The 26,002-nt window shown below is 71.8% G+C and carries 25 protein-coding genes and 1 pseudogene; 9 read left to right on the forward strand and 17 right to left on the reverse strand.

All coding sequences use genetic code 11. The features are described from left to right. Positions 1-99 precede the first annotated feature (99 nt). From ABZW17_RS34310 to ABZW17_RS34330, 5 genes are read right to left on the reverse strand one after another with little or no spacing between them, the layout of a single operon-like run. Positions 100-1,179: an ATP-binding cassette domain-containing protein gene (locus tag ABZW17_RS34310; RefSeq protein WP_354823444.1), complete on the reverse strand. Its 1,080-nt coding sequence runs from the start codon at positions 1,177-1,179 to the stop codon at positions 100-102. After that, positions 1,176-1,943, reverse strand: a complete 768-nt coding sequence (locus ABZW17_RS34315; protein ID WP_354823446.1) for an ABC transporter permease — start codon at positions 1,941-1,943, stop codon at positions 1,176-1,178. Before ABZW17_RS34315 ends, ABZW17_RS34310 begins: the two co-directional genes overlap by 4 nt. A 58-nt stretch (positions 1,944-2,001) precedes the next feature. Next, positions 2,002-2,811, reverse strand: coding sequence for a molybdate ABC transporter substrate-binding protein (gene modA, locus ABZW17_RS34320; protein ID WP_354823448.1), 810 nt, complete (start codon positions 2,809-2,811; stop codon positions 2,002-2,004). Continuing rightward, positions 2,808-3,212, reverse strand: coding sequence for a TOBE domain-containing protein (locus ABZW17_RS34325; RefSeq protein WP_354823450.1), 405 nt, complete (start codon positions 3,210-3,212; stop codon positions 2,808-2,810). Before ABZW17_RS34325 ends, modA begins: the two co-directional genes overlap by 4 nt. Positions 3,213-3,245: 33 nt before the next feature. Beyond that, the gene (locus ABZW17_RS34330; protein WP_354823452.1) at positions 3,246-3,725 is read right to left on the reverse strand and encodes a MarR family transcriptional regulator; all 480 of its coding nucleotides are present in this window, start codon (positions 3,723-3,725) and stop codon (positions 3,246-3,248) included. Positions 3,726-3,818: 93 nt separating this feature from the next. Here ABZW17_RS34330 and moaA point away from each other — a divergent pair, with 93 nt between their 5' ends. Next, a complete protein-coding gene (gene moaA / locus ABZW17_RS34335; RefSeq protein WP_354823454.1) occupies positions 3,819-4,883 on the forward strand; it encodes a GTP 3',8-cyclase MoaA in 1,065 nt (354 codons plus the stop codon). Position 4,884: 1 nt separating this feature from the next. Beyond that, complete coding sequence (locus ABZW17_RS34340) at positions 4,885-5,145, forward strand: MoaD/ThiS family protein (protein WP_354823456.1); 261 nt, start codon at positions 4,885-4,887, stop codon at positions 5,143-5,145. Here the strand turns inward: ABZW17_RS34340 and ABZW17_RS34345 are convergent. Beyond that, positions 5,048-5,446, reverse strand: a pseudogene (locus ABZW17_RS34345) (hypothetical protein); the annotation flags it as partial. The gene ABZW17_RS34340 and the pseudogene ABZW17_RS34345 sit on opposite strands and share 98 nt — an antisense overlap. Positions 5,447-6,247: 801 nt before the next feature. Here ABZW17_RS34345 and ABZW17_RS34350 point away from each other — a divergent pair. After that, entirely contained in the window at positions 6,248-6,889 is a 642-nt protein-coding gene (locus ABZW17_RS34350) for a transglycosylase family protein (protein ID WP_354823458.1), read from the forward strand. A gap of 132 nt (positions 6,890-7,021) precedes the next feature. On the opposite strand, the gene ABZW17_RS34355 is transcribed toward ABZW17_RS34350, so the two are convergent. The 4 genes from ABZW17_RS34355 to ABZW17_RS34370 all read right to left on the reverse strand — a co-directional run bounded on the left by ABZW17_RS34355 (position 7,022) and on the right by ABZW17_RS34370 (position 10,178). Next, complete coding sequence (locus ABZW17_RS34355; protein ID WP_354823460.1) at positions 7,022-7,942, reverse strand: molybdenum cofactor biosynthesis protein MoaE; 921 nt, start codon at positions 7,940-7,942, stop codon at positions 7,022-7,024. After that, the gene (gene moaC, locus ABZW17_RS34360) at positions 7,939-8,409 is read right to left on the reverse strand and encodes a cyclic pyranopterin monophosphate synthase MoaC (RefSeq protein WP_086852742.1); all 471 of its coding nucleotides are present in this window, start codon (positions 8,407-8,409) and stop codon (positions 7,939-7,941) included. Before moaC ends, ABZW17_RS34355 begins: the two co-directional genes overlap by 4 nt. An 86-nt stretch (positions 8,410-8,495) precedes the next feature. Then, a complete protein-coding gene (locus ABZW17_RS34365; RefSeq protein WP_354823462.1) occupies positions 8,496-9,884 on the reverse strand; it encodes an NAD-dependent malic enzyme in 1,389 nt (462 codons plus the stop codon). Positions 9,885-9,998: 114 nt separating this feature from the next. Beyond that, positions 9,999-10,178: a hypothetical protein gene (locus ABZW17_RS34370; protein WP_176174556.1), complete on the reverse strand. Its 180-nt coding sequence runs from the start codon at positions 10,176-10,178 to the stop codon at positions 9,999-10,001. 90 nt (positions 10,179-10,268) lie between these two features. Between ABZW17_RS34370 and ABZW17_RS34375 the strand changes: the two genes are divergently transcribed. Beyond that, positions 10,269-12,506: a helicase-associated domain-containing protein gene (locus tag ABZW17_RS34375; RefSeq protein ID WP_354823464.1), complete on the forward strand. Its 2,238-nt coding sequence runs from the start codon at positions 10,269-10,271 to the stop codon at positions 12,504-12,506. Between the two features lie 73 nt (positions 12,507-12,579). Next, the gene (locus tag ABZW17_RS34380) at positions 12,580-13,140 is read left to right on the forward strand and encodes a hypothetical protein (RefSeq protein ID WP_354823466.1); all 561 of its coding nucleotides are present in this window, start codon (positions 12,580-12,582) and stop codon (positions 13,138-13,140) included. On the opposite strand, the gene ABZW17_RS34385 is transcribed toward ABZW17_RS34380, so the two are convergent. The 6 genes from ABZW17_RS34385 to ABZW17_RS34410 all read right to left on the reverse strand — a co-directional run bounded on the left by ABZW17_RS34385 (position 13,137) and on the right by ABZW17_RS34410 (position 20,127). Continuing rightward, a complete protein-coding gene (locus ABZW17_RS34385) occupies positions 13,137-14,264 on the reverse strand; it encodes a DUF742 domain-containing protein (RefSeq protein WP_354823468.1) in 1,128 nt (375 codons plus the stop codon). The genes ABZW17_RS34380 and ABZW17_RS34385 overlap by 4 nt on opposite strands. A gap of 6 nt (positions 14,265-14,270) precedes the next feature. Further along, the gene (locus ABZW17_RS34390; protein ID WP_003085368.1) at positions 14,271-14,687 is read right to left on the reverse strand and encodes a roadblock/LC7 domain-containing protein; all 417 of its coding nucleotides are present in this window, start codon (positions 14,685-14,687) and stop codon (positions 14,271-14,273) included. 402 nt (positions 14,688-15,089) lie between these two features. Further along, positions 15,090-15,698, reverse strand: a complete 609-nt coding sequence (locus ABZW17_RS34395) for an ATP/GTP-binding protein (RefSeq protein WP_020641704.1) — start codon at positions 15,696-15,698, stop codon at positions 15,090-15,092. Then, the gene (locus ABZW17_RS34400; RefSeq protein WP_354823470.1) at positions 15,679-16,461 is read right to left on the reverse strand and encodes a DUF742 domain-containing protein; all 783 of its coding nucleotides are present in this window, start codon (positions 16,459-16,461) and stop codon (positions 15,679-15,681) included. The genes ABZW17_RS34395 and ABZW17_RS34400 overlap by 20 nt, the downstream gene beginning before the upstream one ends. A gap of 25 nt (positions 16,462-16,486) precedes the next feature. Next, complete coding sequence (locus ABZW17_RS34405) at positions 16,487-16,948, reverse strand: roadblock/LC7 domain-containing protein (protein WP_003085376.1); 462 nt, start codon at positions 16,946-16,948, stop codon at positions 16,487-16,489. A 20-nt stretch (positions 16,949-16,968) separates the two neighbouring features. After that, entirely contained in the window at positions 16,969-20,127 is a 3,159-nt protein-coding gene (locus ABZW17_RS34410) for a nitrate- and nitrite sensing domain-containing protein (RefSeq protein WP_354823472.1), read from the reverse strand. 722 nt (positions 20,128-20,849) lie between these two features. Between ABZW17_RS34410 and ABZW17_RS34415 the strand changes: the two genes are divergently transcribed. Genes ABZW17_RS34415 through ABZW17_RS34430 form a run of 4 tightly spaced genes read left to right on the forward strand, consistent with a single transcriptional unit; the run spans position 20,850 to position 24,347 of the window. Further along, complete coding sequence (locus ABZW17_RS34415) at positions 20,850-21,854, forward strand: ABC transporter substrate-binding protein (protein WP_354823474.1); 1,005 nt, start codon at positions 20,850-20,852, stop codon at positions 21,852-21,854. Between the two features lie 7 nt (positions 21,855-21,861). Continuing rightward, positions 21,862-22,632: an ABC transporter permease gene (locus ABZW17_RS34420; protein ID WP_354823476.1), complete on the forward strand. Its 771-nt coding sequence runs from the start codon at positions 21,862-21,864 to the stop codon at positions 22,630-22,632. Beyond that, positions 22,629-23,462 carry an ABC transporter permease gene (locus ABZW17_RS34425; RefSeq protein ID WP_354823478.1) on the forward strand — a complete coding sequence of 278 codons (834 nt, stop codon included), beginning with the start codon at positions 22,629-22,631 and terminating at the stop codon, positions 23,460-23,462. Before ABZW17_RS34420 ends, ABZW17_RS34425 begins: the two co-directional genes overlap by 4 nt. A gap of 21 nt (positions 23,463-23,483) precedes the next feature. Then, positions 23,484-24,347 carry an ABC transporter ATP-binding protein gene (locus tag ABZW17_RS34430; RefSeq protein ID WP_354823480.1) on the forward strand — a complete coding sequence of 288 codons (864 nt, stop codon included), beginning with the start codon at positions 23,484-23,486 and terminating at the stop codon, positions 24,345-24,347. Between the two features lie 65 nt (positions 24,348-24,412). Here the strand turns inward: ABZW17_RS34430 and mdlC are convergent, their stop codons facing one another. After that, on the reverse strand, positions 24,413-25,999 hold the full coding sequence (gene mdlC / locus ABZW17_RS34435; RefSeq protein WP_354823482.1) for a benzoylformate decarboxylase: 1,587 nt from the start codon (positions 25,997-25,999) through the stop codon (positions 24,413-24,415). Between the last annotated feature and the right edge of the window lie 3 nt (positions 26,000-26,002).

Here is a 26,002-nt window from a genome sequence, read left to right on the forward strand (position 1 = left end):
GTCGCTAATTTACCACCCCCCCGGGCCCCCCCACCACCACCCCCCCCCCTCCCCCCCCGTTTTTTTTTTTTTATGCTTTAATAAACCCCGCCTTACCACTCACGACGAGCCAGGGGAGGCCGCGGCCGGGTGGATGGCCACGGTCGCGGCCTTCACCGACAGCGTCACCGCCGAGCCGGGCTCCAGCGCGAGCTCGGCGACGGCGGCCGGGGTGAGGTCGGCGGTCAGGCCGTGGGCCCAGCCGTCGCCCTCGGCCCGGAGGCGGATCACCGGCCCGTGCGGTTCCAGGGCCGCGACGACGGCGTCGGCGGTGTTGCGCGGGCTGCCGCGGTGCTCGCCGTCGTGCGGGTAGACGGCGACGGCGTTCGGCGGGAACACCGCCACCGCCGGCTCCCCCGGCACCACGTCGTCCGCCGGGAGACCGCTGACCACCGCGCCGGACGCCGTCCGCAGCCCTTCGGCGACGGCGGTCCCGGCGACGAGGTTGAGGCCGGCGATCCGCGCGGTGAACGCGGTCCGCGGAGCTGAAAGGACCTCCCGGGTCGGGCCGCGTTCGACGATGCGGCCGTCGTTCAGCACAGCGACGTGGTCGGCGAGCGCGAGCGCGTCCAGCGGGTCGTGGGTGACGAGCAGGGTCGTCGGCCCGGTCTTCAGCACCCGCCGCAGCAGGCCGCGGATCGCCGGCGCCGCGTCGACGTCGAGGGCGGCGAACGGCTCGTCGAGCAGCAGCAGGTCCGGTTCGGCGGCCAGCGCCCTGGCGATCGCGACGCGCTGGGCCTGCCCACCGGACAGCTGCCCCGGCCGCCGGCCGGCCAGCGGGACGGCGTCCACCTCGGCCAGCCAGTAGAAGGCGCGCTCGCGCGCGGCGCGGCGGCCGGCGCCGGTCGAGCGCGGCGAGAAGGCGACGTTGTCCGCCGCCGAAAGGTGCGGGAAGAGCAGCGCGTCCTGGGAGAGCAGCCCGATCCCGCGGCGGTGCGGCGGCACACCGGCCAGCGCGCGGCCGGCCACGGTGATCTCCGCCGACGCCGGCGTGATCAGCCCGGCGAGGCAGCCGAGCACCGTCGACTTGCCCGAGCCGTTCGGGCCGAGCAGCGCAAGCACGTGCCCGGACGGCACGTCGAGGTCGACGTCCAGGGAGAACGAGCCGCGCACGGCGCTGATCCGGGCGGTCAGGCTCACCGCAAGCCGCCTTCCCACGAGCGCGGCCGTGCGACGGCGATCACCACGACCGCCACCACGATGAGCAGCAGGGACAGCGCGACGGCGCTGTCGATGTCCACTTCGGCCTGCGTGTAGACCTCGAGCGGCAGGGTGCGGGTGACGTCTTCGAGGCTGCCGGCGAAGGTGATCGTCGCCCCGAATTCGCCGAGCGCCCGGGCGAAGCTCAGCACGACGCCGGAGCCGAGGGCGGGCAGCAACAGCGGGAGCGTGACCCGGCGGAAGACGGTCCACGGGCGCGCGCCGAGCGTCGCGGCGACCTGTTCGTAGCGGTCGCCGGACCCGCGCAGCGCGCCTTCGAGGCTGACGACGAGGAACGGCATCGCGACGAACGTCTGCGCGATGACCACCGCGGTCGTGGTGAACGGGACGGACTCCCCGGTCAGCGTCGTGATCAGCATGCCGAGGAAGCCCTTGCGGCCGAGCAGGTACAGCAGGGCGAGCCCGCCGACGACCGGTGGCAGCACCAGCGGCAGCAGCACGATCGAGCGCAGCAGCCGGACGCCCCGGAACCGGGCCCTGGCCAGCACGACGGCCAGCGGCACACCGAGCAGCACGCAGGTCACGGTGGACAGGGCCGCCGTGAGCAGCGACAGCCGCAGCGCGTGCCACGACGACGGCGTGGCGACCAGCGACGGCAGCCGCGTCAGGTCCGAGCGCACCAGCAGCCCGACGACCGGGAGGACGACGAGCGCCAGCGCGAGGGTGGCCGGGACGGCGAGCACCCACGGAACGCGCGAACGGCCGGCCGGGACGGATCCCGGCCGGCCGTCGGCGGACCGCTTACTGCGCAGGGCCGAACCCGACCTTGGTCAGCTCGTTCTTGCCCTCGGTGCCGAGGACGAATTCGTCGAACTGCTTGGCCAGGTCGCCCTGGCCGCCCTTGACCACGGCGATCGGGTAGCTGTTGATCGCCTGGGCCGCCTCGGGGAAGTCGACCTTGTCGACCTTGCCCGCGGCCGAGGTGGCGTCGGTGACGTAGACCAGGCCCGCGTCGGCGTCGCCGGAGGCGACCTTGTTCAGGACCTGCTTGACGTCGCTCTCCTCGCTCTTCGGCTTGAGCGTGACGCCGGTGGCCGTCTCGACCTTCTTCGTCGCCGAACCGCACGGCACCTGCGGGGCGCAGGTGATCACGGTCAGGCCCGCCTTGTTCAGGTCCGCGAAGGACTTGATGCCCTTGGGGTTGCCGGGCGCGACGGCGATGGCGAGCTTGTTGGTCGCGAAGACGGTCGGCTGGCCGTCGATCACGCCACCCTGGACCGCCTTGTCCATGTTGGCCTGGTCGGCCGAGGCGAAGACGTCGGCCTTCGCGCCGTTGGTCAGCTGCTGGACCAGGGTGGACGACCCCGCGAAGCTGAACTTCACGGTGGTGCCGGCGTGCTGGGCCTCGAACTGCTTGCCGAGCGCGGTGAACGACTCGGTGAGCGACGCGGCGGCGAACACGGTCAGCGTGCCGCCGCCCGCGTTGCCGGACCCCTTGGGCGCGGGCGCGGAGGCGGACGACCCGCCGGTCTGCGTGCTGGGCTCGTCCGAGCTGCTGCACGCGCCCGCGAACAGGGCGACGGCAGCCACGGCGAGAGCGAGCTTCTTCATCTACTTCCTTCCGGTGTCTCCACCACAACGGTGGTCGCCTTGACCACTGCAACCGCGAGCACCCCTGGGCGCAGGCCCAGCTCGCGGACGGCTTCCGTACTCATCAGGGACACCACGCGGTGCGCCCCGCACTGCAGTTCCACCTGCGCCATCACCTTGTCGGCGACGACCTCGGTGACCAGCCCGACGAACCTGTTGCGGGCGGACCGGCCGACCGCGGACGGGTCTTCGGGGGCGGCGGCCTGGGCCCGGGCGAACCCGGCGAGCTGGGCGCCGTCGACGACCTTGCGGCCGGCGGCGTCGTCGGTCGCGGTCAGCTGCCCCGCGCGCACCCACCTCCGGACGGTGTCGTCGCTGACCCCGAGCAGGCGCGCGGCCTCGGACAACCGAAATTGCGGCATGGCGCAGACATTATCTCCGCAGTTGAGGAAAAGCTACGCGGGGCGCGAATTGTCCATGACTTCGGCGCGCAACTCTTCGAGCATGACATTCTGATAACGCTCGATCACTTTTCGCTCGGCCGGGGAGAACTGCGCGAGCAGGTCGCGGAGGGTCCCGAAGGCAGACTCGAAGAGCGGCGCGAAGCGCTCCGCCGCCCCCGGCACCACCTCGACGAGGACCTTGCGGCGGTCGTGCGGGTCACGCACCCGGCGGACCAGCCCGACCTTCTCCAGCCGGTCGACGACCCCGGTGACGGCACCGGTCGACAGGCCCGTCAGCTCGGCGATCCGGCCCGCGGTCAACGGTCCGCCCGATTGGATGACCAGGTCGAACGTCTTGTGGTCGGTGCCGGACAGGCCCATCCGCTCGGCGATCCTGGCGTGCCGCAGGACGGTGAACGTGCTGCCCGCGCGGCCCAGTTCCGCGAACCGGAAGAGCTCCTCTTCCGTGACCGGGTAAGTCTTTTCCGTCACAAGCCCTCGTTAGTTCGGCGGCTGAACCACTCACTGCGCAAAGTATCCTAGAGAAGAAGCCGCTTCGCCCGTTCCGGAGCTACCCTGTGCGTAATGACGGCAGTGGATCTCGGGTTTCCTCGCGTCCCCGGCACACGAGGGTCATCTCGCGCGCCCCGGCCCGGGAACCCACACCTCATCGACACCTTCGGCCGGGTGGCCACCGATCTGCGGGTTTCCCTGACGGATCGGTGCAACCTGCGCTGCACCTACTGCATGCCCGCCGAGGGCCTCGACTGGATGCCCGGCGAGCAGGTGCTGACCGACGACGAGCTGGTCCGGCTGATGCGGATCGCCGTCGAGCAGCTCGGCGTCACCGACATCCGGCTCACCGGCGGGGAACCGCTGCTGCGGCCGGGCCTCGAAGACCTGGTCGCGCGGATCACGGCGCTGTCGCCGCGGCCGCGGTTGTCCATGACCACCAACGGGATCGGGCTGGCCCGGCGGGCCGAGGGTCTCGCCGGGGCGGGGCTGGACCGGATCAACGTGTCGCTCGACACGATCGACCCGGAGCTGTTCAAGACGATCACCCGGCGCGACCGGCTCTCGCACGTGCTCGCGGGCCTCGCGGCGGCGCGGGACGCCGGGATGGCGCCGGTGAAGGTCAACGCCGTGCTGATCCGCGGGCTCAACGAGACCGAAGCCGTGCCGCTGCTGAAGTTCTGCCTCGACGAGGGCTACCACCTGCGGTTCATCGAGCAGATGCCGCTGGACGCCCAGCACGGCTGGAACCGCGGCGAGATGATCACCGCGGCCGAGATCCTCTCGATGCTGAGCACGTCGTTCGAGCTGACGCCGCCCACGGAGTCGCGTGGCGGCGCGCCGGCCGAGCGCTGGCTGGTCGACGGCGGCCCCGGCGACGTCGGCGTGATCGCGTCGGTGACCCGGCCGTTCTGCTCGGCCTGCGAGCGCACGCGGCTGACCGCGGACGGCGCGGTGCGTTCCTGCCTGTTCAGCAACGACGAGACGGACCTCCGCTCCCTCGTGCGCGCGGGCGGGCGCGATGAGGAGGTGGCGGACGCCTGGCGGGCGACGATGTGGGGCAAGCTCGCCGGCCACGAGATCAACGACGCCGGGTTCGCGCAGCCGATCCGGCCGATGAGCGCGATCGGCGGTTGAGATGGGTCCGGTGACCATCGTGGTGCGGTACTTCGCGGCGGCCCGGGCGGCCGCGGGGCTGGAAGAGGAGAAGGTGCACCTGCCGGCGGGGGCCACGGTGGCCGACGCGGTGGCCGAGCTGCGCCGCCGGCACCCGGAGGACCTGCCGCGGGTCCTCGACGCGGTCAGCTACCTCCTCGACGGCATCGCGGTCCGCGACCCGAGCCGTTCCCTGACGGACGGCTCGGAGCTGGACGTCCTCCCCCCGTTCGCCGGCGGCTGACCCACCCGGCCACCTCGCGCCCCCGGACAGCCGACTCGCGTACCTGGCGGGTCGGCTCGCGTTCCTGGCGGGTCGGCTCGCGCACCTGGCGGGTCGGCTCGCGCACCTGGCGGGTCGGCTCGCGTACCCAGAGGGTCGGTTCGCGTACCTGGCGGGTCGGCTCGCGCACCTGGCGGGTCGGCTCGCGTACCCAGAGGGTCGGTTCGCGTACCTGGCGGGTCGGCTCGCGTACCTGGCGGGTCGGCTCGCGTACCTGGCGGGTCGGCTCGCTGCGGATGCCTTGCGGGCTGACTGGCTGGGTGCGTGGGGCCGTCCGGCGTAACGGCGTTCAGTTCGTCCTTGCTGTATCCCGGCGACCGCTCGGGTACGGCGGCCGACCGCTCGGCGACGTGCGTTCCGGGCCCTCGGCGTGGCTCCGCACCGATTCCGGGTGTTCGCGGGAAGCTGATTCCCGGCGGCCACCACCCGTCCGGTGACCTGTTTCACCTGGTCCGGCGGCCACTTCGGTGCCGGCGAGCGAGGACGGCCGCCGGCGGCGCTCCGGGCGTGGCCGCAAACCCCACGAACAGGTGGGGCTGCTGTGACTCCAGTGACATCTGGGGCAGGATTGTCAAGTCTGGCGCGGTGTGGGCGGTGGCCATAAGATGCGCGCTTCAATCGCGATCCGGACGTCACGAATGGTCCATTCGCTACGCGAAACACGTGATGCAAGCCTCACGATCCGTGTTTTATCTCGGGCAGGAAACGGGCAGATAACGGCCAGCTGACCTGCACAAACACCTGTATCGACCCGGGTTGCGTGTCGTTACTGTGACGTAGGTCACGCCCCGAATAATTTCCGATCACGGCCATCGTTACGTACCGTCGCTTTTCGGTTGGCCCCGACCGACCGCGCAAGACCGGGAATCCGTAGCGCCTAGCCCTGTCCGACGGATCCCCGGACCCATACCCCGAGCGAAAGCATTTCCGGACAGGGACGAGGGGACGAAGACGACGCGCCGTGCGTCGGACTCGCCTGCCGGCCTGAGACGGCCGGCGCCAGGACCCCGATCCTGACCCTCACCACCGGGTCGTAGGCGCTGGAAAACCGAGATGCATTCAAATGTCTTACCGAGGCAAGCACCGCAAGATGTCCGCTGCCACCCGCACCGTCGCTCGCGTCGCCATCGCGGGCATCGCGGTCGGCGCGCCCATCGCGATCGCCGCGACCCCCGCGTCGGCGACCAACTGGGACGCCATCGCGCAGTGTGAGAGCAGCGGCAACTGGAACACCAACACCGGCAACGGCTACTACGGCGGCCTGCAGTTCACGCAGAGCACGTGGAAGGCCTACGGCGGTTCCGGCAGCGCAGCGAACGCTTCCCGCGACGAGCAGATCGCCGTGGCCGAGCGCGTCCTGCAGGGCCAGGGCATCGGCGCGTGGCCGGTCTGTGGCAAGAAGGGCGGCAGTGGTTCGTCGGCCCCGAAGGCCACCCACAAGACCACCACGAAGCAGTCGACCCCGAAGAAGAGCACGACCGCCCCGAAGAAGGCGGCCCCGGTGACTCCGGCTCCGGCGGCGGCGACCGGCGTGGCGAGCTCCAACCCGGCCGGTGACTACACCGTCGTGGCGGGCGACACGCTGTCCAAGATCGCCAAGCAGTTCAACGTCCAGGGCGGCTACCAGAAGCTGCAGGACCTGAACGCGAAGTACATCCCGAACGCGGACCTGATCCTCGTCGGCCAGAAGATCGCCACCAAGTGACGATCACGCAGTGATGCGCGAGTCCGGCCTCGAGCCGTGACCTGAAAGGGCTCCCACCGCCGATCCCCCGGGCGGTGGGAGCCCTTCACGCTTTCCACGGCGGCCTCCGGACGTCCGAGGCCGCGTGCCGGGTCAGGGCGAGTTGACCCACTCGTCCGTGCCGTCGGTGAAGTGCTGGTGCTTCCACACCGGCAGCCGCGCCTTGACCTCGTCCACCAGCTCCGAGCACGCCGAGAACGCCTGGCCGCGGTGCTCCGCCGCCACGGCGCACGCCAAGGCCACGTCGCCGATCGTGAGCGCGCCCAGGCGGTGGCTCACCGCCACCGCGCGCACCCCCGTCCAACGCGCCGAAAGGTCCGCCACCACCTCCGCGATCACCTGGCTCGCGCTCGGGTGGCCCTCGTACGTCAGGTCGCGGACGCCCTTGCCGCCGTCGTGGTCACGGACCACCCCCGAGAAGGTCACCACCGCGCCCGCCGCGTCGTCCTCGACCAGGCGCGCGTGCTCCTCCACCGACAGCGGCTCCTCGGTCACCACCGCCCGCGCGACCCGCACCTGAGGCGCCGTGCTCGCGACCCGCGGGTGGTCGCCGCCCGCCAGCTGGTCCACCGCGTGCTCCAGGATGCCCTCCAGCACGCCCAGGCCGTCCCTGACGCCGCCGCTGGAGCCCGGGAGGTTCACCACCAGGGTCCGCCCCGCCACGCCCGCCACACCGCGCGACAGCACCGCCGTCGGCACCTTCGGCAGGCCCGCCGCGCGGATCGCGTCCGCCACGCCCGGCAGCTCGTGGTCGAGCGCCGCGCGGGTGACGTCCGGGGTGCGGTCGGTCGGCGAGATCCCGGTGCCGCCCGTGGTGAGCACCACCGCGACGCCGTCGGCCAGCGCCGCCCGCAGCGCCACGCCCACCGGGTCGCCGTCCTCGACCACGACCGGAGGCGGCACGTCGTAGCCGCGGTCCGCCAGCCAGGCGGTGATCACCGGGCCCGTCTTGTCCTCGTAGACGCCCTTCGCGGCGCGGTTGGACGCCACGATCACGCGCGCGCTGCGCTTCACGGCCGCTCCCACGTTCCGGTCTTGCCGCCGTCCTTGCGGAGCAGGCGGACCTCGTCCAGGGTCGCCGCCGGGTCGACGGCCTTGATCATGTCGTGCAGCGTCAGCCCGGCGACCGCCACCGCGGTCAGCGCCTCCATCTCGACGCCGGTGACGTCGGTGGTCTTCGCCGTCGCGCGGATGCCGACCTCGGCCTCGCCGAGGGTGAACTCGACCTTGACCCCGGAGAGGGCGATCTGGTGGCACAGCGGGATCAGCTCGGGCACCCGCTTGGCGCCCATGATCCCGGCGATCCGGGCGGTGGCGAGGGCGTCGCCCTTGGGCAGGCCGTCGGTGGCCAGCAGCCGGAGCACCTCGGCGGTGGTCCGCACGGTGCCGGCGGCGAGCGCGGTCCGCGCGGTGGCGGTCTTGCCGGAGACGTCGACCATCCGGGCGGCGCCGGTTTCGTCGACGTGGCTGAGTTCACTCACGCCCCGAGGCTACTTCCACGATCGGGTACGACCGGGGCGGCCCGCCCGCCGGGCGGCCCGCCGCCGGAAGCATCCGGAGCGCCGGCTCAGTGCTCCGCGAGCACCGCCTTCCGGACCGCCTCCGCGACCGCCGGTGCCACCGCGCTGTCGAACACGCTCGGCACGATGAACGACGCGTTCAGCTTCCCGTTGTCCACCACGTCCGCGATCGCGTCCGCCGCGGCCAGGAGCATCGAGTCGTCGATGTTGTGCGCGTGGGCGTCCAGCAGCCCGCGGAACACGCCCGGGAACGCCAGGACGTTGTTGATCTGGTTCGGGAAGTCGCTGCGGCCGGTCGCCACCACCGCCGCGTGCTTCTGGGCCTCCAGCGGGTCGATCTCCGGGTCCGGGTTCGCCAGGGCGAAGACGACCGCGTCGGACTTCATGGTCGCCACCTGCTCGGCGCCGAACAGGTTGGGCGCCGACACGCCGATGAACACGTCCGCGCCCGCCAGTGCCTCGTGCAGGGTGCCGCTGACCTGGTCCTTGTTCGTGTGCGACGCGATCCACGCCAGGTTGTCGTCGAGGTTGCCGCGGGCCGGGTGGACGATCCCGTCGATGTCCGCCGCCACGATGTCGCCCGGGTTCTTCTGCAGCAGGAGGCGGATGATCGCCGAGCCCGCCGCGCCGACGCCGCTGATCACGATCTTGCAGTCCTCGATGCTCTTGCCGACCACGCGCAGCGCGTTGCGCAGGGCCGCGACCACCACGATCGCCGTGCCGTGCTGGTCGTCGTGGAACACCGGGATGTCCAACTGCTCGCGCAGGCGCTTCTCGATCTCGAAACAGCGGGGGGCCGCGATGTCCTCGAGGTTGATGCCCGCGTACACCGGGGCCAGCGCCTTGGCGATCATGATGATCTCTTCGGTGTCCTGGGTGTCCAGGCAGACCGGCCACGCGTCGACGTCGGCGAACTTCTTGAACAGCGCCGCCTTGCCCTCCATCACCGGCAGCGCCGCGGCCGGGCCGATGTTGCCCAGGCCGAGCACCGCGGAACCGTCCGTCAGCACCGCGACCGTGTTGCGCTTGATGGTCAGCCGGCGGGCGTCCTCGGGGTTGGCGGCGATCGCCTGGCAGACGCGGGCGACGCCCGGGGTGTACGCGCGGGAGAGGTCGTCACGGTTGCGGAGCGCGACCTTCGGGGTGACCTCGATCTTGCCGCCGAGGTGGATCAGGAACGTCCGGTCGGAGACCTTGCGGACCCGGACGCCGGGCAGCGAGTCCAGCGTCTGCGTGATGTCGTTCGCGTGGTTCTCCGACAGCGCGTTGGCGCTGATGTCGACCACGATCGAGTCGGAGTGGGACTCGACGACGTCGAACGCGGTCAACACGCCGCCGACGCGCCCGACGGCCGTCGTCAGGTCACCGGCCGCGGTGGACGAGGCCGGGGCCTCGACCCGGACGGTGATCGAATATCCGGGACCGGGAACCGGCATGGCACTTACCCCCGCATGGGAAAGGTGGCTGGGACGGGAGGGAACCTACTCCCGTGACCGCCCTCACGAGGGGCCGATACCGGTACTGACCAGTAACTCTGCTGCCGCGACCGGTCAGCGGTTGATCTCGGTCTCCGGGTGCACGTAGGGCACCGTGTCGAGGGGGAAGGTGATGTCGCCGAACGGCGACAGCGCGCCCTGGCGGTCGGACGCGAGCTCGGTCACGGGGTGCTCGCCGGCCTCGCCCGGCCAGGTCGGGTCGACGCCCTTGTGCTTCTTCTCACCCTTGGCCACAACGTCCTCCACAGCCGGTCTCAACGCTTCGAAGGACAGTCTGCCTCAGCCTGCGCGGCCCGGCGCAACCGCCCGGTACCCTGGTCTTCTATGCCCGCGACCTCCTTGGCGGACTGGCTGCGTGCGGAGTCCGACGACGCACTCGCCGAGCTGCTCCGCACGCGGCGCGACCTGTCCACGCCCCCGCCGTCCGACAGCACCGTGCTGGCCACCAGGGCCGGCACGCCGGGCTCGGTCGCGCGCGCCTGCGAGGACCTCGACACCGTCACCATCGCCGTGCTCGAAGCGTGCCTGCTGGCCGGCGCCGACCGCGACCCGGTGCCGGTCGAAGACGTCGCGAAGCTGGTCGGGGCCGACATCGCCGGGCAGCTCGCCTGCCTGCGCGCGCGGGCGCTGGCCTGGGGCCCGGACGACGCGCTGCGCGTGCCGCCCGCCGCCCGTGAGGCGCTCGGGCCGTTCCCGGCCGGGCTGGGCGCGTCCACGCCGTCGCTGGCCGCCGCGGACCTCGAAGCCCGGCTCGGCGAGCTGTCCGAAGACGAGCGGGCCGTGCTCAACGCCCTCGCCGCCGGGCCGCCGATCGGGCGCACGCGCGACGCCGGGCGGGACTTCTCCCTCGAGAAGGCCGAGACGCCGGTGCAGAAGCTGCTCGCCCGCGGCCTGCTGCTGCGGCGTGACGACCAGACCGTCGAACTGCCGCGCGAACTCGGCGTCGCGCTGCGCGGCGGGGTGTTCGCGCCGGGCACGCTGGTCGAGCCCGAACTGCCGCTCCACCCGCACCAGCCGTCCACTCTGGACGAAGCGGCGGCCGGCGAGGCGATGGAGTTCCTGCGCCACACCGAGGCCCTGCTGCGCTCGTGGTCGGCCGCGCCGCCGCCGGTGCTCAAGTCGGGCGGGCTCGGCGTGCGCGAGCTGAAGAAGCTCGCCAAGGACCTGGAGATCGACGAGACCCAGGCGGTCCTGCTGGCCGAGCTGGCCGTGGGCGCCGGGCTCGTCGCGGACAGCGAGACGACCGTGCCCGAGTGGGTGCCGACGACGCTGACCGACTCCTGGCTCGCCTCGCCGACCGCGCAGCGGTGGATGACGCTCGCCCAGGCGTGGCTCGAACTGCCGCGCCTGCCCGGGCTGGCCGGCGGCCGCGACGCCAAGGACAAGCCGATCGCGCCGCTGTCGGAGGAGCTGCGCCGCCCGCTGGCGCCGGTCATGCGGCGGCGGGTCCTCTCGGCGCTGGCCGACCTGCGCCCGGGCGCCGGGGTGAAGAGCGTCGACGAGCTCGTCGCGGTGCTCGCCTGGCGCGCCCCGCGGCGGGGCGGGCGGCTGCGGGACGAGACCGTCCGCTGGACGGTGGCCGAAGCGAGTGCGCTCGGGATCGTCGGGCTCGGCGGCGTCACGACGGCGACGCGGGCCCTGCTCGCCGAAGACCGGCCGGCCGCCGTCGAGGCGATCCTCGACGCATTGCCCGCGCCGGTGGCCCACGTGCTGCTGCAGGCCGACCTGACGGTCGTCGCGCCGGGGCCGCTGGAGCCGGAGCTGGCGGCGGAGATGGCGGCGGTGGCCGACGTCGAGTCGGCGGGGCACGCGACCGTCTACCGGATCACCGAGGGCTCGGTGCGGCGGGCGCTGGACACCGGACGCACGGCCGACGAGCTGCACGCGCTGTTCAAGGCGAAGTCGGCGACACCCGTGCCGCAGGGCCTGAGCTACCTGGTCGACGACGTCGCCCGGCGGCACGGGCGGCTGCGCGGCGGCACGGCGGCGTCCTTCCTGCGGTGCGACGACGAGGCGTTGCTGGCCGAGGTGCTGGCCCACCCGGTCGCGGCCGAGCACGCCCTGCGGCTGATCGCGCCGACGGTCGTGATCAGCCCGGACCCGCTGCACGAGGTCCTGGCGGCGCTGCGCGGGGCCGGCTTCGCGCCCGCGGCGGAGGGCCCGGACGGCCGGGTGGTCGACATCCGGCCCAGCGGCCGCCGGCTGCCGGCGAAGGCGCGGGCGGCCCGCCGCAGCCCGGGCGAGCAGGCGGTGCTGACCGAGGACCAGGCGGCCCGGATCGTCTCCAACCTCCGGGCGGGTGACGCGGCCACGGCCCGGCGCCGCGGTTCGGCGGTCCGCGCGCCGGTCGGCGGCGGCGCGGACACGTCGGCGACGCTGGAGCTGCTGTCGAGGGCCACGCTGGAACGCCGCGAGGTCTGGATCGGGTTCGTGGACGCGAAGGGCACGGCGAGCCAGCGCGTGGTCCGGCCGGTGCGCGTCGGCGGCGGCATGCTCGAAGGCGAGAACAACGAGCGGTATTCGCTGCACCGCATCACGTCTGCTGCGCTGGTGGAGGACTGACGCCGGATTCGGTGAATCCCCGCCGGACCGGGCGGGCGAGTGGTAAGCCTGATCCATGATGCGGGGAACACGCGTGACCGCGCTGGCCGCGGCGATGGTGCTGGGCGGAGCCGGAACCGCCGAGGCGGCCGGGCCGCCGGTCTACTCGAAGTACGCCGTCACCGGGTCCACGCACATCGCGAAGCCGGACGCCGGCCTGGACTTCGGGCCCGGGCGGTTCGACATGTACACCCTGATCGGGCCGTACACCTTCACCGGGACGTTCACGCTGCCGCCGTCGCGGGTCACCCGGTCGGTGCCGGGGGTCGGGCGGGTCAGCGGAACCGTCGCGTTCGGCCCCGGCCACGCCGAGGGCTCGGTCTTCGGCGGCTTCTCCGGCTCGGCGACCTGGCCGGTGGCGATCTCGGACGTCCGCGTCAACGGCGTCCCGTACGACGTCGGCCCGGACTGCGGCACGGCCGAGCCGGTGACGACCGAACTCATGTCCGACGACTTCGCCGGCGGTAACGGCGGCCGGCTCGAATCGACCTACGAGATCGGTGCCTTCGAGAACTGCGGCGCGGCGACGCCGCTGATCAACGGGTTCGTGCCGGGCCCGGGCAACACGCTGACCCTCGACCTCACGGCCGGCTAGAGGGCGCGCAGGCCGGCCAGGACGCGTTCCATGAACTCGCGGGACGACCGGTCGCCGAGGATCAGCTCGGTCTGGTGGATCAGCACCAGGCCGATGTCGGCCATGTCGCCGACCAGCACCTTGACCACGCCCAGGGGCAGCCGCAGGTGCGCGGCGATCTCCGCGACGGACCGGGTGTCCAGGCACAGGTCGCAGATCCGGCGGTGCTCGACCGAGCGGACCCCGCGGTAGCGGCGCCCGTCGTCGGACGTCGAGACCAGCGCCTCCAGCGCCAGGTTGTGGTCGGACCGGGTGCGGCCACCGGTGCGGGTGTACGGGCGGACCCGCGAGTTCACCACGGGCACCGGGCTCGCGACGCGGGCACGCTCGTTCCACGGCGGCTCTTCCCACGCCTCCGGCTGCGGGATCCAGCGGGTTTCCGGGTCCGGCGGCGGCGTCCAGTCGGCCGGCGGCGGAGCCCACGCGGGCGGCGGCGCGGCGTGCGAACGCGGGGCGGGCGGGCGGGGCGCGAGGGGACGCGGGGCCGGGGGCCGCGGCGGCGCGGGCGGGCGCGCACCCCGCGGCGGGGTCCACGCCGGCTCCAGCGGCGGCGGTTCCGGCTGGTGGTTGTCCTCGTCCTGCCACTCCGGCTCGACGGGGTCGTAGCCGTCGTCGGCGTACTCGCGCGCGGCCGTGCCCGGGTAGTCCGCGGGCTCCGGACGGGCGTAGCCGTATTCGCGCGCGGCCGCGTCCGGGTAACCCGAAGGCTCCGGACGGGCGTAGCCGTATTCGCGTGACGCCGCGTCCGAGTAGCCCGAAGGCTCCGGACGGGCGTAGCCGTTCTCGCCGTGCCCCGCCGGACGGCGGCCCGGGTAGCCCTCGGGTTCGGGCCGGCCGGAGTACCCCGTGGCCTCGGGAGCGGCGTACTCGTCGCCCTCGTCGGCGGACGAGCCCCACTCGCGGGTGTCCTCGTCGGTGTACCCCTGCGCATCCGGCTTCGGCCGCGACGGCTTGCGCTTGGGCATGATCGTCGACAGCGTCGACATGTCGAACTTGCTGGGCGAATCGAAACCCTCGCGCTCGGTGCCGCGGTGCAGTGCGTCCCAGCCGCTGGAGTCAGGATCGTCGAATCCCGAAATCCTCATCTCGTCCTACCCACGCACGCCGCCCTGGAGCTGCGCGCGCAACTCGGGGGTGATCTGCTGGCCGACCCGCTCGACGAGCAGGGTCATCTCGTAGGCGACCGTGCCGATGTCGCACGTCGGCGCGGCCAGCACCGCCAGCGACGAGCCATCCGAAACCGACATCAGGAACAGGTAGCCGCGCTCCATCTCGACCACGGTCTGGTTGACACCACCCGCTTCGAAGCAGCGCGCGGCCCCCGCCGTCAGGCTGATCAGCCCGGAGGCGACCGCCGACAGCTGCTCGGCACGTTCCTGGGGCAGCCCTTCCGACGGCGCCAGGAGCAGCCCGTCCGCGGACACCAGAACGGCGTGCGCGGCACCGGGTACCCGGCGCACGAAGTCCGTGATGAGCCAGCCGAATGTGCCCTGGCCGGAAGCCGTCACTACTGCTCCTCCTTGCTCGTGCGGCGCCGCGCGCCGCACCCCGGAGCGCCCGGCACGGCCGGTCGGCGACGCCACGGTAGAGCGTATTCGCACCACCGGCGGTGTCGAGCCCGCCACCCGCAGGCCGCTGCGCACCCTACGTGTGCGGGCGGCCGTGTTCCGCGCCGACCCGGCCCGCGACGCGCCTCCGCACGTCACTCCACGGCGTCGCCCCTGATCCGCGCCGACGCACTGTCGGTGCAGGTCAGACCCCGTGACAGCGCCCCGGATGGGTGACGCTGCCCCGGATGGCCCTGGGCAATACCGGCCGGATCTTCCTTTGGACGGGGGTAGCACTCCCCGAAGTGGGTGAAGCACGCGGAGTTCACTCCAACGGCCGCATCCGGATCGGGGCGTCATGGGCTAGCCCGCGCGCAACGCCGTATCGTGCGCGATCGCGTGCTGGACGACCGAGATCAGCACCTGCTTCGCGGACTCGCGCTCCCGCGCGTCGCACGCCATGATCGGGACCGACGGCGCGATGGTCAGCGCGTGCCGGACGTCCTCGATCTGGTGGTGCAGCAGCCGGTCGAAGCAGTTGATGGCCACGACGTAGGGCAGCTTCCGGTTCTCGAAGAAGTCGATCGAGGGGAACGCGTCGGCGAGCCGCCGCGTGTCCACCAGCACGACCGCCCCGATGGCACCGACCGCGAGGTCGTCCCACATGAACCAGAACCGGTGCTGACCGGGGGTGCCGAACACGTACAGCACCAGGTCCGAGTCCAGCGAGATGCGCCCGAAGTCCATCGCCACGGTCGTGGTGGTCTTGTTGGGCGTGGCCGAGGTGTCGTCGTGTCCGACGCTCGCCTCGGTCATCATGGCCTCGGTGGTCAGCGGGTCGATCTCGGAGATCGCCCCGACCATTGTTGTCTTCCCCGAACCGAACCCGCCGGCGACCACGATCTTGGCCGACGAGGTCGGACCCGTCACCTGCGGCGCGTTCGCGTCGGAGTCAAATTCTCCGAAGCCCACTGAGCACCCTTTCCATGAACTCGATACTCGGGCGGTCGCCCACGGTCGGGCTGCTGGAGTGCACCAGCACCAGCCCGAGGCCCGCCACGTCACCAATCAACACCCGCACCACGCCCAGCGGCAGGCGCAGCAGCGCCGCCACTTCGGCCACCGACCGGGTGTCGAGGCACAGGTCGCAGATCGACCGGTGCTCGGGCACCCGGACCCGGTCGAGCATCCGGCCCTGTTCGCTCGTCGAAATCAACGCCTCGATCGCGAGATCGAGGGTCGCCTTCGTCCGGCCCCGGGTCCGGAAGTACGGCCGGACCAGGCCGGACGTCTCCATCTCCGTCGGCGCCGGGGCGTCGACGTACTCCTGGTGGGCCTGCTGCGGCAGAGCCGCCGCGAACTCACCGGAGTCCGGGCCCGCGCCGAAGTCACGCTCGGTCGTGTACGCCGCGAAGTCGCGCGCGTCGTACAGCGGCCCGCTCGACCCGCCGAACAGCTCCGCCCCCGGCCCGCCGAGCAGGCGGTCACGGTACTCCGTGCCGCCGGCCTGGATCGGCCGGAGCGGTTCCTGCCCGGCGTTGGAGTCGGTCAGCCAGTTCGGCGGCTCCCGGACGGGGTCGCTGTCGGAAGCCTGCACCCGCCGCGCCCGCCATTCCCGGTCGACGCGTTCCCGGAACGACTGCCAGTCCTCCCGGCTGTCGTCCGCCTGCTCGGACCACCCACCGGAGAAGTCGTCACCGAGCCGGCCATCACCCCTCAAGCGCCCGTCGTCCACGGCTCTCTCCTCGGTTCCCAGGTCCTCAGCGGCGGACGGCCGCGCCCTGCAGTTGCGCCCGCATCTCCGGAGTCAGCTGCTGGCCGACCCGCTCCACCAGCAGGGTCATCTCGTAGACGACCAGGCCGATGTCACTCTCCGGCGACCCCAGGACCGCCAGGCACGAACCGTCGGAAACCGACATGAGGAAGAGGAAACCGTTGGCCATCTCGACCACGGTCTGCGCCACCGTGCCGCCTTCGAACACCTTGGCCGCGCCGCGCGCGAGGCTGGTCAGCCCCGACGCCACCGCCGCCAGCTGGTCGGCCCGGTCCTTCGGCAGGCCACGCGAAGCCGCCAGGAGCAGGCCGTCGGCCGACACCACGACCGCGTGGGCCGCGCCGGGCACCCGGTGCACGAAATCCGTGATCAGCCAAGCGAAGCTGCCGGCATTGTTCGCCTTGGCATGCGCTTGGCCGTTCGGCTGCGCGGAGCCACCCGGCTGCATTGCACCCGCCCGTGTCACTTTCACTCCTCACTGCTGTCTGTGGTGTTGCCACGCCCCGGAACCCTGCTGCTTTCCAGCTGTTCTTCGCCCGGGAGTTCCTTCAACGCATGCCGTCCCGAGGTGTAGCCCCGCTGGAAGCTTGCCATCCGGCTCCGCGCCGCGGACGCCGAGCGGGTGATCGCACCCGTTCCGGGCATGCCCGCGGTGTTGTCCGCGAAGCTGTTCTGCGGCGGAGCGTCGACCGAAGGACTGCTGATCGAGCCCGGCACCAGGTACTGGTTCGGGACGCGCTTGGGCAACCCGGCCGGGGTGATCTCCTCGTTCTTGGACTCCAGCAGCGACTGCGCCGCCTGCCAGCCGTCGTCGGAGGCGCTGTGCCAGCCGTCGTCGGGCGGGAGGAGCGGGTGCCGGGTCGCGGCGGTCGGCTGCAGCTCGTCCCGGGGCGCCTCGGCGACCGGCGCGGCCGGCACGGGCGACGCGGCCGGCACCCGCGGCTCGTCGGAGCCGGTGAGCGGCGGCAGGTTCGGGTCGTCGACCTCGCTCTGCGAGGCCACCGGGTCGGCCGCCGAGTCGTCGCCTTCACTGAACCAGCGTGACAGCACCGACTGGTAGATCGGCAACCGCCGGGTGGGTACGTCGTCTTCCAGCGCCGACGAACCGACGTCGGCGACGGGCGCCGGCGGCGGGGGCGGCTCCTCCGGCGGGACGAACTTCGGCTCCCGCTTGGGCAGCACCAGCGGCGCGAACTGCGTGTCACCGGCCCGCGAGCTGGCCCCGTCGCCGTTCGACGACGGCGTCAGCGGCGCCAGGTCCTCGGCGGTCGGCCAGGCCGGCGTCTCCGGCTTCGGCAGGTCCGGCGACAGGAACGGGCCCGCCGCGCGGCCGCCGCTGACCAGGTCGTCCAGGCTGATCGGCTGGTCGAGCGGCACCAGGCCGCCCTGGTTGGCCACCGGTTCGTGCACCGGCGGCGGGGGCGGCGGTGCCGATGGCGGCACCGGGGGCCGGTCGAACGTCTGCGTCTGGTCGAAGTCGGAACGGGCGGCCGGGATCGGGATGCTCGGCATCGACATCGACGTCTCGGAGCGGTTCGCCGGCGGCGGCGTCTGCTGCCGCTGCATGCCCGGGCGGAGCTGGGTGAGCAGCTCGGCCGGGACGACGACCCGGGCGATCACGCCGCCTTCGATGTCCTCGTTCTCGCGCAGCCGGACCTCGATGCCGTGGCGCTTGGCCAGCCGCGAAACCACGTACAGACCCATTCGCCGGGTCACCGACACGTCCAGGTCCGGCGGGTCGGCCAGGCGCGAGTTGACCTCGGCCAGCCGCTCCTCGCTCATGCCGACACCGTGGTCGGTGACCTGGATGGCCAGCGCCTTGCGGCGGGTCACCACGGCCCGGACGATGACCTTCGTCTCCGGCTCGGAGAAGTAGGTCGCGTTGTCCAGCAGTTCGGCGAGGACGTGCACGAGGTCGTGGATCGCCAGGCCCTGGACCGCGACGTCGGGCACGATGCCGACCTCGATCCGGGCGTACTGCTCGATCTCCGACACCGCGGCGCCGATGACGTCGGCGGCGGGCACCGGCTTGGGCACCGACTTCGCCAGGCCGGCGCCGGAGAGCACCAGCAGGGACTCACCGTTGCGCCGCAGCCGCGTCGCGAGGTGGTCGAGCTCGAACAGGCTGGCCAAGTGGTCCGGGTCCTGCTCGTCGGCCTCGAGCCGGTCGATGACGCCGAGCTGGCGTTCCACCAGCCGCTGCGACCGGCGGGACAGGTTCACGAAGATGCCGTTGACGTTCTCACGCAGGAGGGCCTGCTCGGCGGCCATCTTCACGGCCTGTTCGTGGACGATGTCGAACGACCGCGCGACCTCGCCGATCTCGTCGCGGGAGGTGACGGGCACCGGCTGGACGGCCTTCTTGGAGGCGCCGACCGGGTCCGGGTCGTCGAGGATCGCCTGCACGGTTTCGGGCAGCCGGGTGTAGGCGACGTCCAGCGCGCTCTTCCGCAGCACCCGCAGCGGGCGCAGCATCAGGCGGGCGACCACGAGCATCAGCGCGATCGCGGCGGCCAGCGCGGCGAGCACGCCGGCACCGCCGAGCCAGGCCGAGTTGACCGCCGCCGTGGCGAGGTCGTCGGCACGGGTCTTCAGCTGGGCCAGCAGGTTCGACTCGACCGCGTGCAGCTTGTCGGCCGACACGGTGCTGTCCTTGCCGAGCGCGGTGGTGTCGATGCTCGGCGGGTCGTTCTGCTGGGCCAGCGAGAACGCGTTGGTCTGGATCCGGCGGCGGTCGTCGACCTCCGGGCCGGAGTAGGTGTCGTTGTAGAGCTGGCGCTGGTCGTCGTCGGCGTTCGCGAGGAACGCGGCGACGGAGGCGTCCGCGCTGGACGCCGACGCGTGCGTCTGGTCCAGGAGGTCGCCCGGGAAGCTGCCGCGGAACGCCGCGATCTGCAGCTGGGCGTCGGCGCGGGTGGTGAACTCCTTGGCCTCGCTGATCGCCTGCGTGCTCGTGCCGAGGCGCAGCACGTCCCGGTCGGTGACCGCGGTGGTCACCTCGCGGCCGAGCTCGATGAGCGAGTCGAGGACACCCGAGTAGGCCGTCAGCACCGTGATGTCGGGGAGGCCGTTCTGGGCGTTGAACGCCGCTCGCAGCGGGCGCAGGGCGTCGAGGCGCTGCAGACCGCGCGTGTAGCGGTCCTTGGTCGCCTGGTCGTCGTACTGGAGGCTGCCCGCCGCGTTGCGCAGGTCCGAAACCTCGCGGTCGACCTTGGCGATCTGCGCGTCGAGGCCGGTCTGCAGCAGCTGGTTGCTCGACGCGATCCGCGCGACGGCGAGCGAGCGCTCGTTCTGCAGCTCGTGCACCACTGTGGTGACCTTGACGGCGAACGCGACCTGGTCGGCGGTCCGCTGGAACTCGGCCGCCTGCCGGGCGTCGTCGACCACGCGCAGCGCCCCCAGCGCGAGCGCGGTCAGCGTCGGGATGATCAGGACGGCGGCCAGCTTGGAGCGCAGCCGCCAGTCGCGCATGCCGGAGAAGAACCCGGCCTTCCTGCCCGGACTCTCACCGGTTGACTGCGCAGGGGCCCCTCCCACCCCCGCGGTGTCTTCGTTCGGCACCGCCGCACCACCATCATCGTTCGTGCTCGTGAAGCCCTGGTCGGTCCAGCGCCCGCCAGGGCGCATCGCGTTCTCCTCAGTCACTCGTCTGCACGCTCCCGGCGCTCCGGCGCTCCGGTCGATCGGAAGGAGCCCAGCGCCAGACGCTACCCGTACGGGTGAAAAGATCGTCTCCAGTGTCGGCACTGGGCGTTCCTGAACCCCGTCCAGCCGGACGGAATCGGTTCAGCTCGAGCATCACGGTCGGGTCCCTGCGCTGGTATTGCATCGTCTGTTGGTCCGGCCTAGCCCACCGGCGCGGCGGCTGTGGCCGGCCGGGCAGTAGCCAGTGCGGGGAAGTTTCTCTCAGGAAAAGCACAGCCTGTGCTGGTAAACCGAAGGTCGGTTGGCTCGGCCATCCAGGCACTCTCTCTCACTACATCGGAGGTTGTTACCTCCCCGCAGGTGCAGAGGGTAGCGAACGCCCGGGGAAGATGTAACCCTCCCGACTCGACCCGCTCGATGTTGCACAGCGTTCGCTCAGTCGACACACAGCTGGTCATCGCCGATTCAGAACCTGCCCCCTACGCTGGGTGAAGCGTTACGGCGAGTGGAGCAGTGGGTCTAGACCAGAGGCCGCGAGAGTGACGTGCGCCACTCTATCCGGTAGTGATTCCACCCATTGTGAGCAAGCTGTCACGTTCTCTACAGTGGCCCGCGTGGTTCCGAGAATGAGTCACGCACTCCCACCGGAATCGGTTCCCCAACCGTCATCTTTCTTCAAGGAGCAGGCCTTGCTTGGAAACGCCATGAGCAGTGGCCGGGTTCGCACTCGCCGCGCCGCGCTCGGGCTCGCCCTCACCGTCGCAGCCGCCACGGCCCTCACCGGCTGCAGTGCGCTCGGCTCGGACAGCTCGAACGCCTCGTCGAACGGGGGCGGCCTGGAGAAGTCGAAGATCAAGGTCTCCATCATGCCGACCACCGACCTCGGCCCCTTCTGGCTGGCGCTGGACGGCGGCTACTTCAAGGCCGAAGGTCTCGAGGTGGAGCAGGTCGTCGCCAAGAGCGGCCAGGAGTCGATGCAGAAAGCGATCTCCGGCGAGGTCGACGTCGCCCTCTCGACGTACACGCCGTTCTTCGTCGCCAAGGGCAAGGGCGAGGACCTGCAGCTGGTCGCCGACGGCACGTCGGTGAACGCGAAGAGCAACGCCATCGTCACGGTGCCGACCTCGAACGTGAAGACGGTCAACGACCTGGCCGGCAAGCGGATCGCGATCACGGCCAAGAACACCGCGTCGGACATCCTCACCAAGTCGGTCATGAAGGACCACGGCGTCGACTTCAGCACGGTCCAGTGGACCCTGGTCCCGCTGCCGAACATGGCGGCGGCGCTGAAGGACAACCAGGTCGACGCGGCCTACATGCCGGAGCCGATGCTCTCGCAGGCGGCGAAGACGGTCGGGGCGACGCCGGTGATCGACATCAACACCGGCGCGAGCCAGGACTTCCCGCTGACCGGCTACGGCTCGACGAGCAAGTGGGTGCAGGCGAACCCGAAGACCCTCGCCGCCTTCCAGCGCGCGATGAAGAAGGCGACCGCCGACGCGATCAACGACCGGTCGAAGGTCGAACCGCTGCTGGTCAAGTACGCGAAGATCGACGAGGACACGGCCAAGCTGCTCACCCTGCCCGGTTACGGCTCCACCCTGGACGCCCGGCGCCTGCAGCGCGTGCCCGACCTGCTGCTGCAGATGGGGGTCATCACCAGCAAGATCGACGCCGCGCCGATGATCGCCCCGCAGGCGACCAGCTGACGTTGACGTGAAAAAACTGCTTCGCGGCCTGGCCGGTCTGGTCGGCTTCCTCCTGCTCTGGGAGGTCGTCGTCCAGGTCGGCCTGGTCAGCAGGACGTTCACCCCGCCGCCGAGCGTCGTCCTGGTCACCGTCTGGGACCTGCTGGGTGACCCCGAGTTCGTCCGCGACATCGTCGCCACCATGCTGGCCTGGCTGATCGCCATCGTGATCGCGATCGTCGTCGGCGTTCCCGCCGGGCTGCTGCTCGGCAGCGTCCCGGCGCTGCGCTCGGCCACCGCCGCGATCGTGGAGTTCCTCCGGCCGATCCCGATCACCGCGCTGGTTCCGCTGGTGCTGCTGGTGATCGGCTCGGGTCCCGAGGCGAAGATCACCCTCGCCGTCTACGCGTCGCTGTGGCCGATCATGTTCAACACGATCTACGGCATGGGCGAGATCGACCCGGTGCTGATGGAGACCGCCCGCGCGTGCGGGACCAGCCGGTTCCGCATCCTGACGTCGGTCGCGCTGCCGCAGACGGCGCCGTTCGTCTTCACCGGCATCCGGCTGTCGGCGACCATCTCGCTGATCGCCGTCGTCAGCGTCGAGTTCCTGGCCGGCTCCCAGCTCGGGCTCGGCAGCTTCATCATCGTCGCCAGCACCGGTTCGACCCGGTTCGACCTGGTCCTGGCCGGTACCGTGGTCGCGGGCACGCTGGGGTACCTGATCAACGAGGGGCTCGAACAGCTCGGGCGGCGGTTGTTCCGCTGGAGCACGGTGGACCGGGAGGCGATCGCATGACCGCGGTGACCCTGTCCGGCCGGGTCGGCAGGCGGGCCGCGCGCGGCGCCGCCACCGTCGTCCGCAACTGGCTGCTGTTCGCGATCCTGGTCGTGGTCTGGGAGTTCGCCGCCCGCGCGGGCGGCAGCAAGTACTTCCCGCCGCCGACGGAGATCGCGACGGCCGCGGCGAAACTGTGGTTCACCGGGCCCGCGTCGCACCTGTTCCTCACCGACGCGGTGTTCGACAACGTGTTCCCCAGCCTCGGCCGGACGCTCGGCGGGTGGGGCCTGGCCTCGGTCGTCGGCATCCTGCTCGGCGTGCTGATCGGCCGGTCCGACACGGCGATGGACTACGTCGGCCCGCTGTTCGCGTTCTTCCGCTCGATCCCGCCGCCCACGCTGATCCCGGTGTTCGCGGTGCTGTTCGGGCTGAGCTCGGGCATGCAGATCGGCTCGATCATCTTCGGGGCGGTGTGGCCGGTGCTGCTCAACAGCGTCGACGGCGTCCGCTCGGTCGACCGGGTGAAGGTGGAGACGGCCCGTTCGTTCCGCACGCCCCAGCGGTACTGGGTCGGCATGGTGGTGCTGCCGGCGGCGGCACCGAAGATCTTCGCCGGGATGCGGGTGAGCCTGTCGATCTCGCTGCTGCTGATGGTCGTGTCCGAACTGGTCGGCGCCTACAACGGCATCGGCCGGTCGCTGCTGAACGCCCAGCAGGACTTCGACTTCCCGATCATGTGGTCGTGGCTGGTGCTGCTGGGCATCCTCGGCTACGTCTTCAACACGATCTTCCTGGCCGCGGAACGGCGGGTACTGGCCTGGCAGCCCACCCGTCTCGGCCGCGACTGACGCTCGAAAGGCCTCTCCCCCATGTCAACCATGCTCGAAGTCTCCGGCCTCAGCCACACCTACGGCAGCGGCGCGAAGGCGCACACGGCGGTGAAGGAACTGACGTTCACCGTCGAGGCCGGGCAGCTGGCCAGCATCGTCGGCCCGTCCGGCTGCGGGAAGTCGACGCTGCTGCGCTGCATCGCCGGCCTGACCCCGTCGACCGAGGGCACGGTGAGCCTGCACGGCGACCGCGTCAACGGCGTGCCGGACGACCTCGCCGTCGTGTTCCAGGACTACAGCCGTTCGCTGTTCCCGTGGCTTTCGGTGCAGAAGAACGTCGAGTTCCCGTTGCGGTGGCGGCCGATTTCGCGGGCCGAGCGGCGGTCGCGGGCTGCGGAGGCCCTCGAGCAGGTCGGCCTGTCCGGGGTCGGCGGCAAGTTCCCGTGGCAGCTGTCCGGCGGCATGCAGCAGCGGGTGTCGATCGCCCGCGCGCTGGCCAGCCGCCCGGCGCTGCTGCTGATGGACGAGCCGTTCGCCTCGGTCGACGCCCAGACGCGGTTCGAGCTGGAGGACCTGACCCGGCGCGTGCAGCGCGAGCAGGGCAGCACGATCCTGGTGGTCACGCACGACATCGACGAGAGCGTCTACCTGTCCGACCGGGTGCTGGTGCTGTCGAAGTCGCCGGCGTCGATCGTGGCGGACCTGCCGGTCGGCCTGCCCGCCGCACGCGACCAGATCACGACGCGCGAGTCGGCGGAGTTCGTGACGCTGCGCGGCGAAGTGGCCCGGCTGCTGCACGGCGGCACCCCGGAGGAGGCCGCCACGGCCGCCTCCGACGCCGCCGAGTGGGACCTGGCCGAGCACGCCTCGGACGACGTCCGGGAAGCCAAAACCCGCAGTTAGCCCCCTGCCGCAGCTTGTCGTGAGTGGTAAGGCGGGTTCTAACCCGCCTTACCACTCACGAGGCGTCAGTACAGGGAGCGGGTCGAGTCGGCGACGCGGACGTGCACCAGTGTGGGCCGCGGGTCGGCCAATGCCTTGGTGAGGCCGGGGACCAGGTCGGCGGGCTCGGTGATCGTCACGCCGTGGCAGCCCATGCTCTCCGCCAAAGCCTCGAACCCGATGCCGCCCAGTTCGGTGCCCGGCAGCTTTTCGCCGCCGATCGCGTCGCCGAGGATGCGGACCGCCGCGTACTCGGAGTTGTCCATGATCACGAACGTGACCGGCAGTTCCTGGCGCGCCGCCGTCCAGAGCGCCTGGATGCCGTACATGCTCGAGCCGTCGCCGATGACGCCGACGACCTTGCGGTCCGGCCGGGCGAGCGCGGCGCCGACCACGCCGGGGATGCCGTAGCCGAGCGTGCCGCTCGCCATCGTCAGGAAACCGGTGTCGGTGGCCGTGATCGGCAGGTGGTCGTGCAGGGCCCCGCGGTGGCTGGGCGCTTCCTCGACCACGACGGCGTTGTCCGGCAACAGGTCCGCGAGCGTCGAATAGACGAGCTCGCCGGTGAGCTTCTCGCCGCTGGGCTGGGCGGGCCGCTTCCGCGGAGCCGGCGCGGGCCGGCTGCTGCGCTCGACGACGTTGAGCAGCGCCCGGATGCCCAGCTTCGGCGTGGCACGGATGCCGGTGCCTTCGAAGGCGCGCGCGAGCACCTGTTCGTCGTCGCTGACGATGAACAGCGGCGGCAGCGGGGTTTCCCCGCGCCCGCGGTCGACGTGGTAGGTGAAGGCGGGCGCCCCGAGCACGACGACGAGGTCGTGGCGGGCCAGCGCGTCGGCGACGGCTCCGCGTTCGGGGTCGAGGAACCCTTGGAACAGCGGGTGGTCTTCGGGGAACGAGCACCGGAAGGACATCGGCGCAACCCAGACGGCGGCGTTGAGCCGTTCGGCGAGCGCCACGGTTTCGGCGACGGCCCCGTCCTGGTCGACCGCACCCCCGACGACGATCGCCGGCCGCTCGGCGGCTTCCAGCGCGGCGTTGAGCTCGTCGATGGCCTCGGGATCGGGCGCGAAGCCGCGGATCCGCGGCCGCGAGACGACGGGCCGTTCGGTGGTGGCGGACCAGTCGTCGGCGGGAACGGAAACGAAAACCGGCCCGGGCGGCCCCTGCGTGGCGACGTGGTAGGCCCGGGCGAGCGCGGCCGGGACGTCCTCGGCGGAGGCGGGCTCGACGGACCACTTCACGTACGGCTTGGGGAATTCCGGCGCATCCATGGCCCCGAGGAAGGGTTCGTGCGGGATGAGCGACCGGATCTGCTGCCCGGCGACGACGATCATCGGCGTCCGGTTCCGGTAGGCGGTGAAGAGGCTCCCGAGCCCGTGCCCGACCCCGCCGGCGGAGTGCAGGTTGACGAGAACCGCCCGGCGGGTGGCCTGGGCGTAGGCATCGGCCATCGCGACGACGGCGGATTCCTGCAGGCCCAGGACGTAGTCGAAGTCGTCGGGCCAGTCGGTGAGGAACGGCACCTCGGTGGTGCCGGGGTTGCCGAACACCGTGGTGAGGCCGAGTTCGCGGAGGAGTTCGCGGGTGGCGTCCAGCACCGTGCGCTTGATCATGCG

It is taken from the genome of Amycolatopsis sp. NPDC004625 (assembly GCF_040609695.1).
In the GTDB taxonomy this organism is placed as follows: domain Bacteria; phylum Actinomycetota; class Actinomycetes; order Mycobacteriales; family Pseudonocardiaceae; genus Amycolatopsis.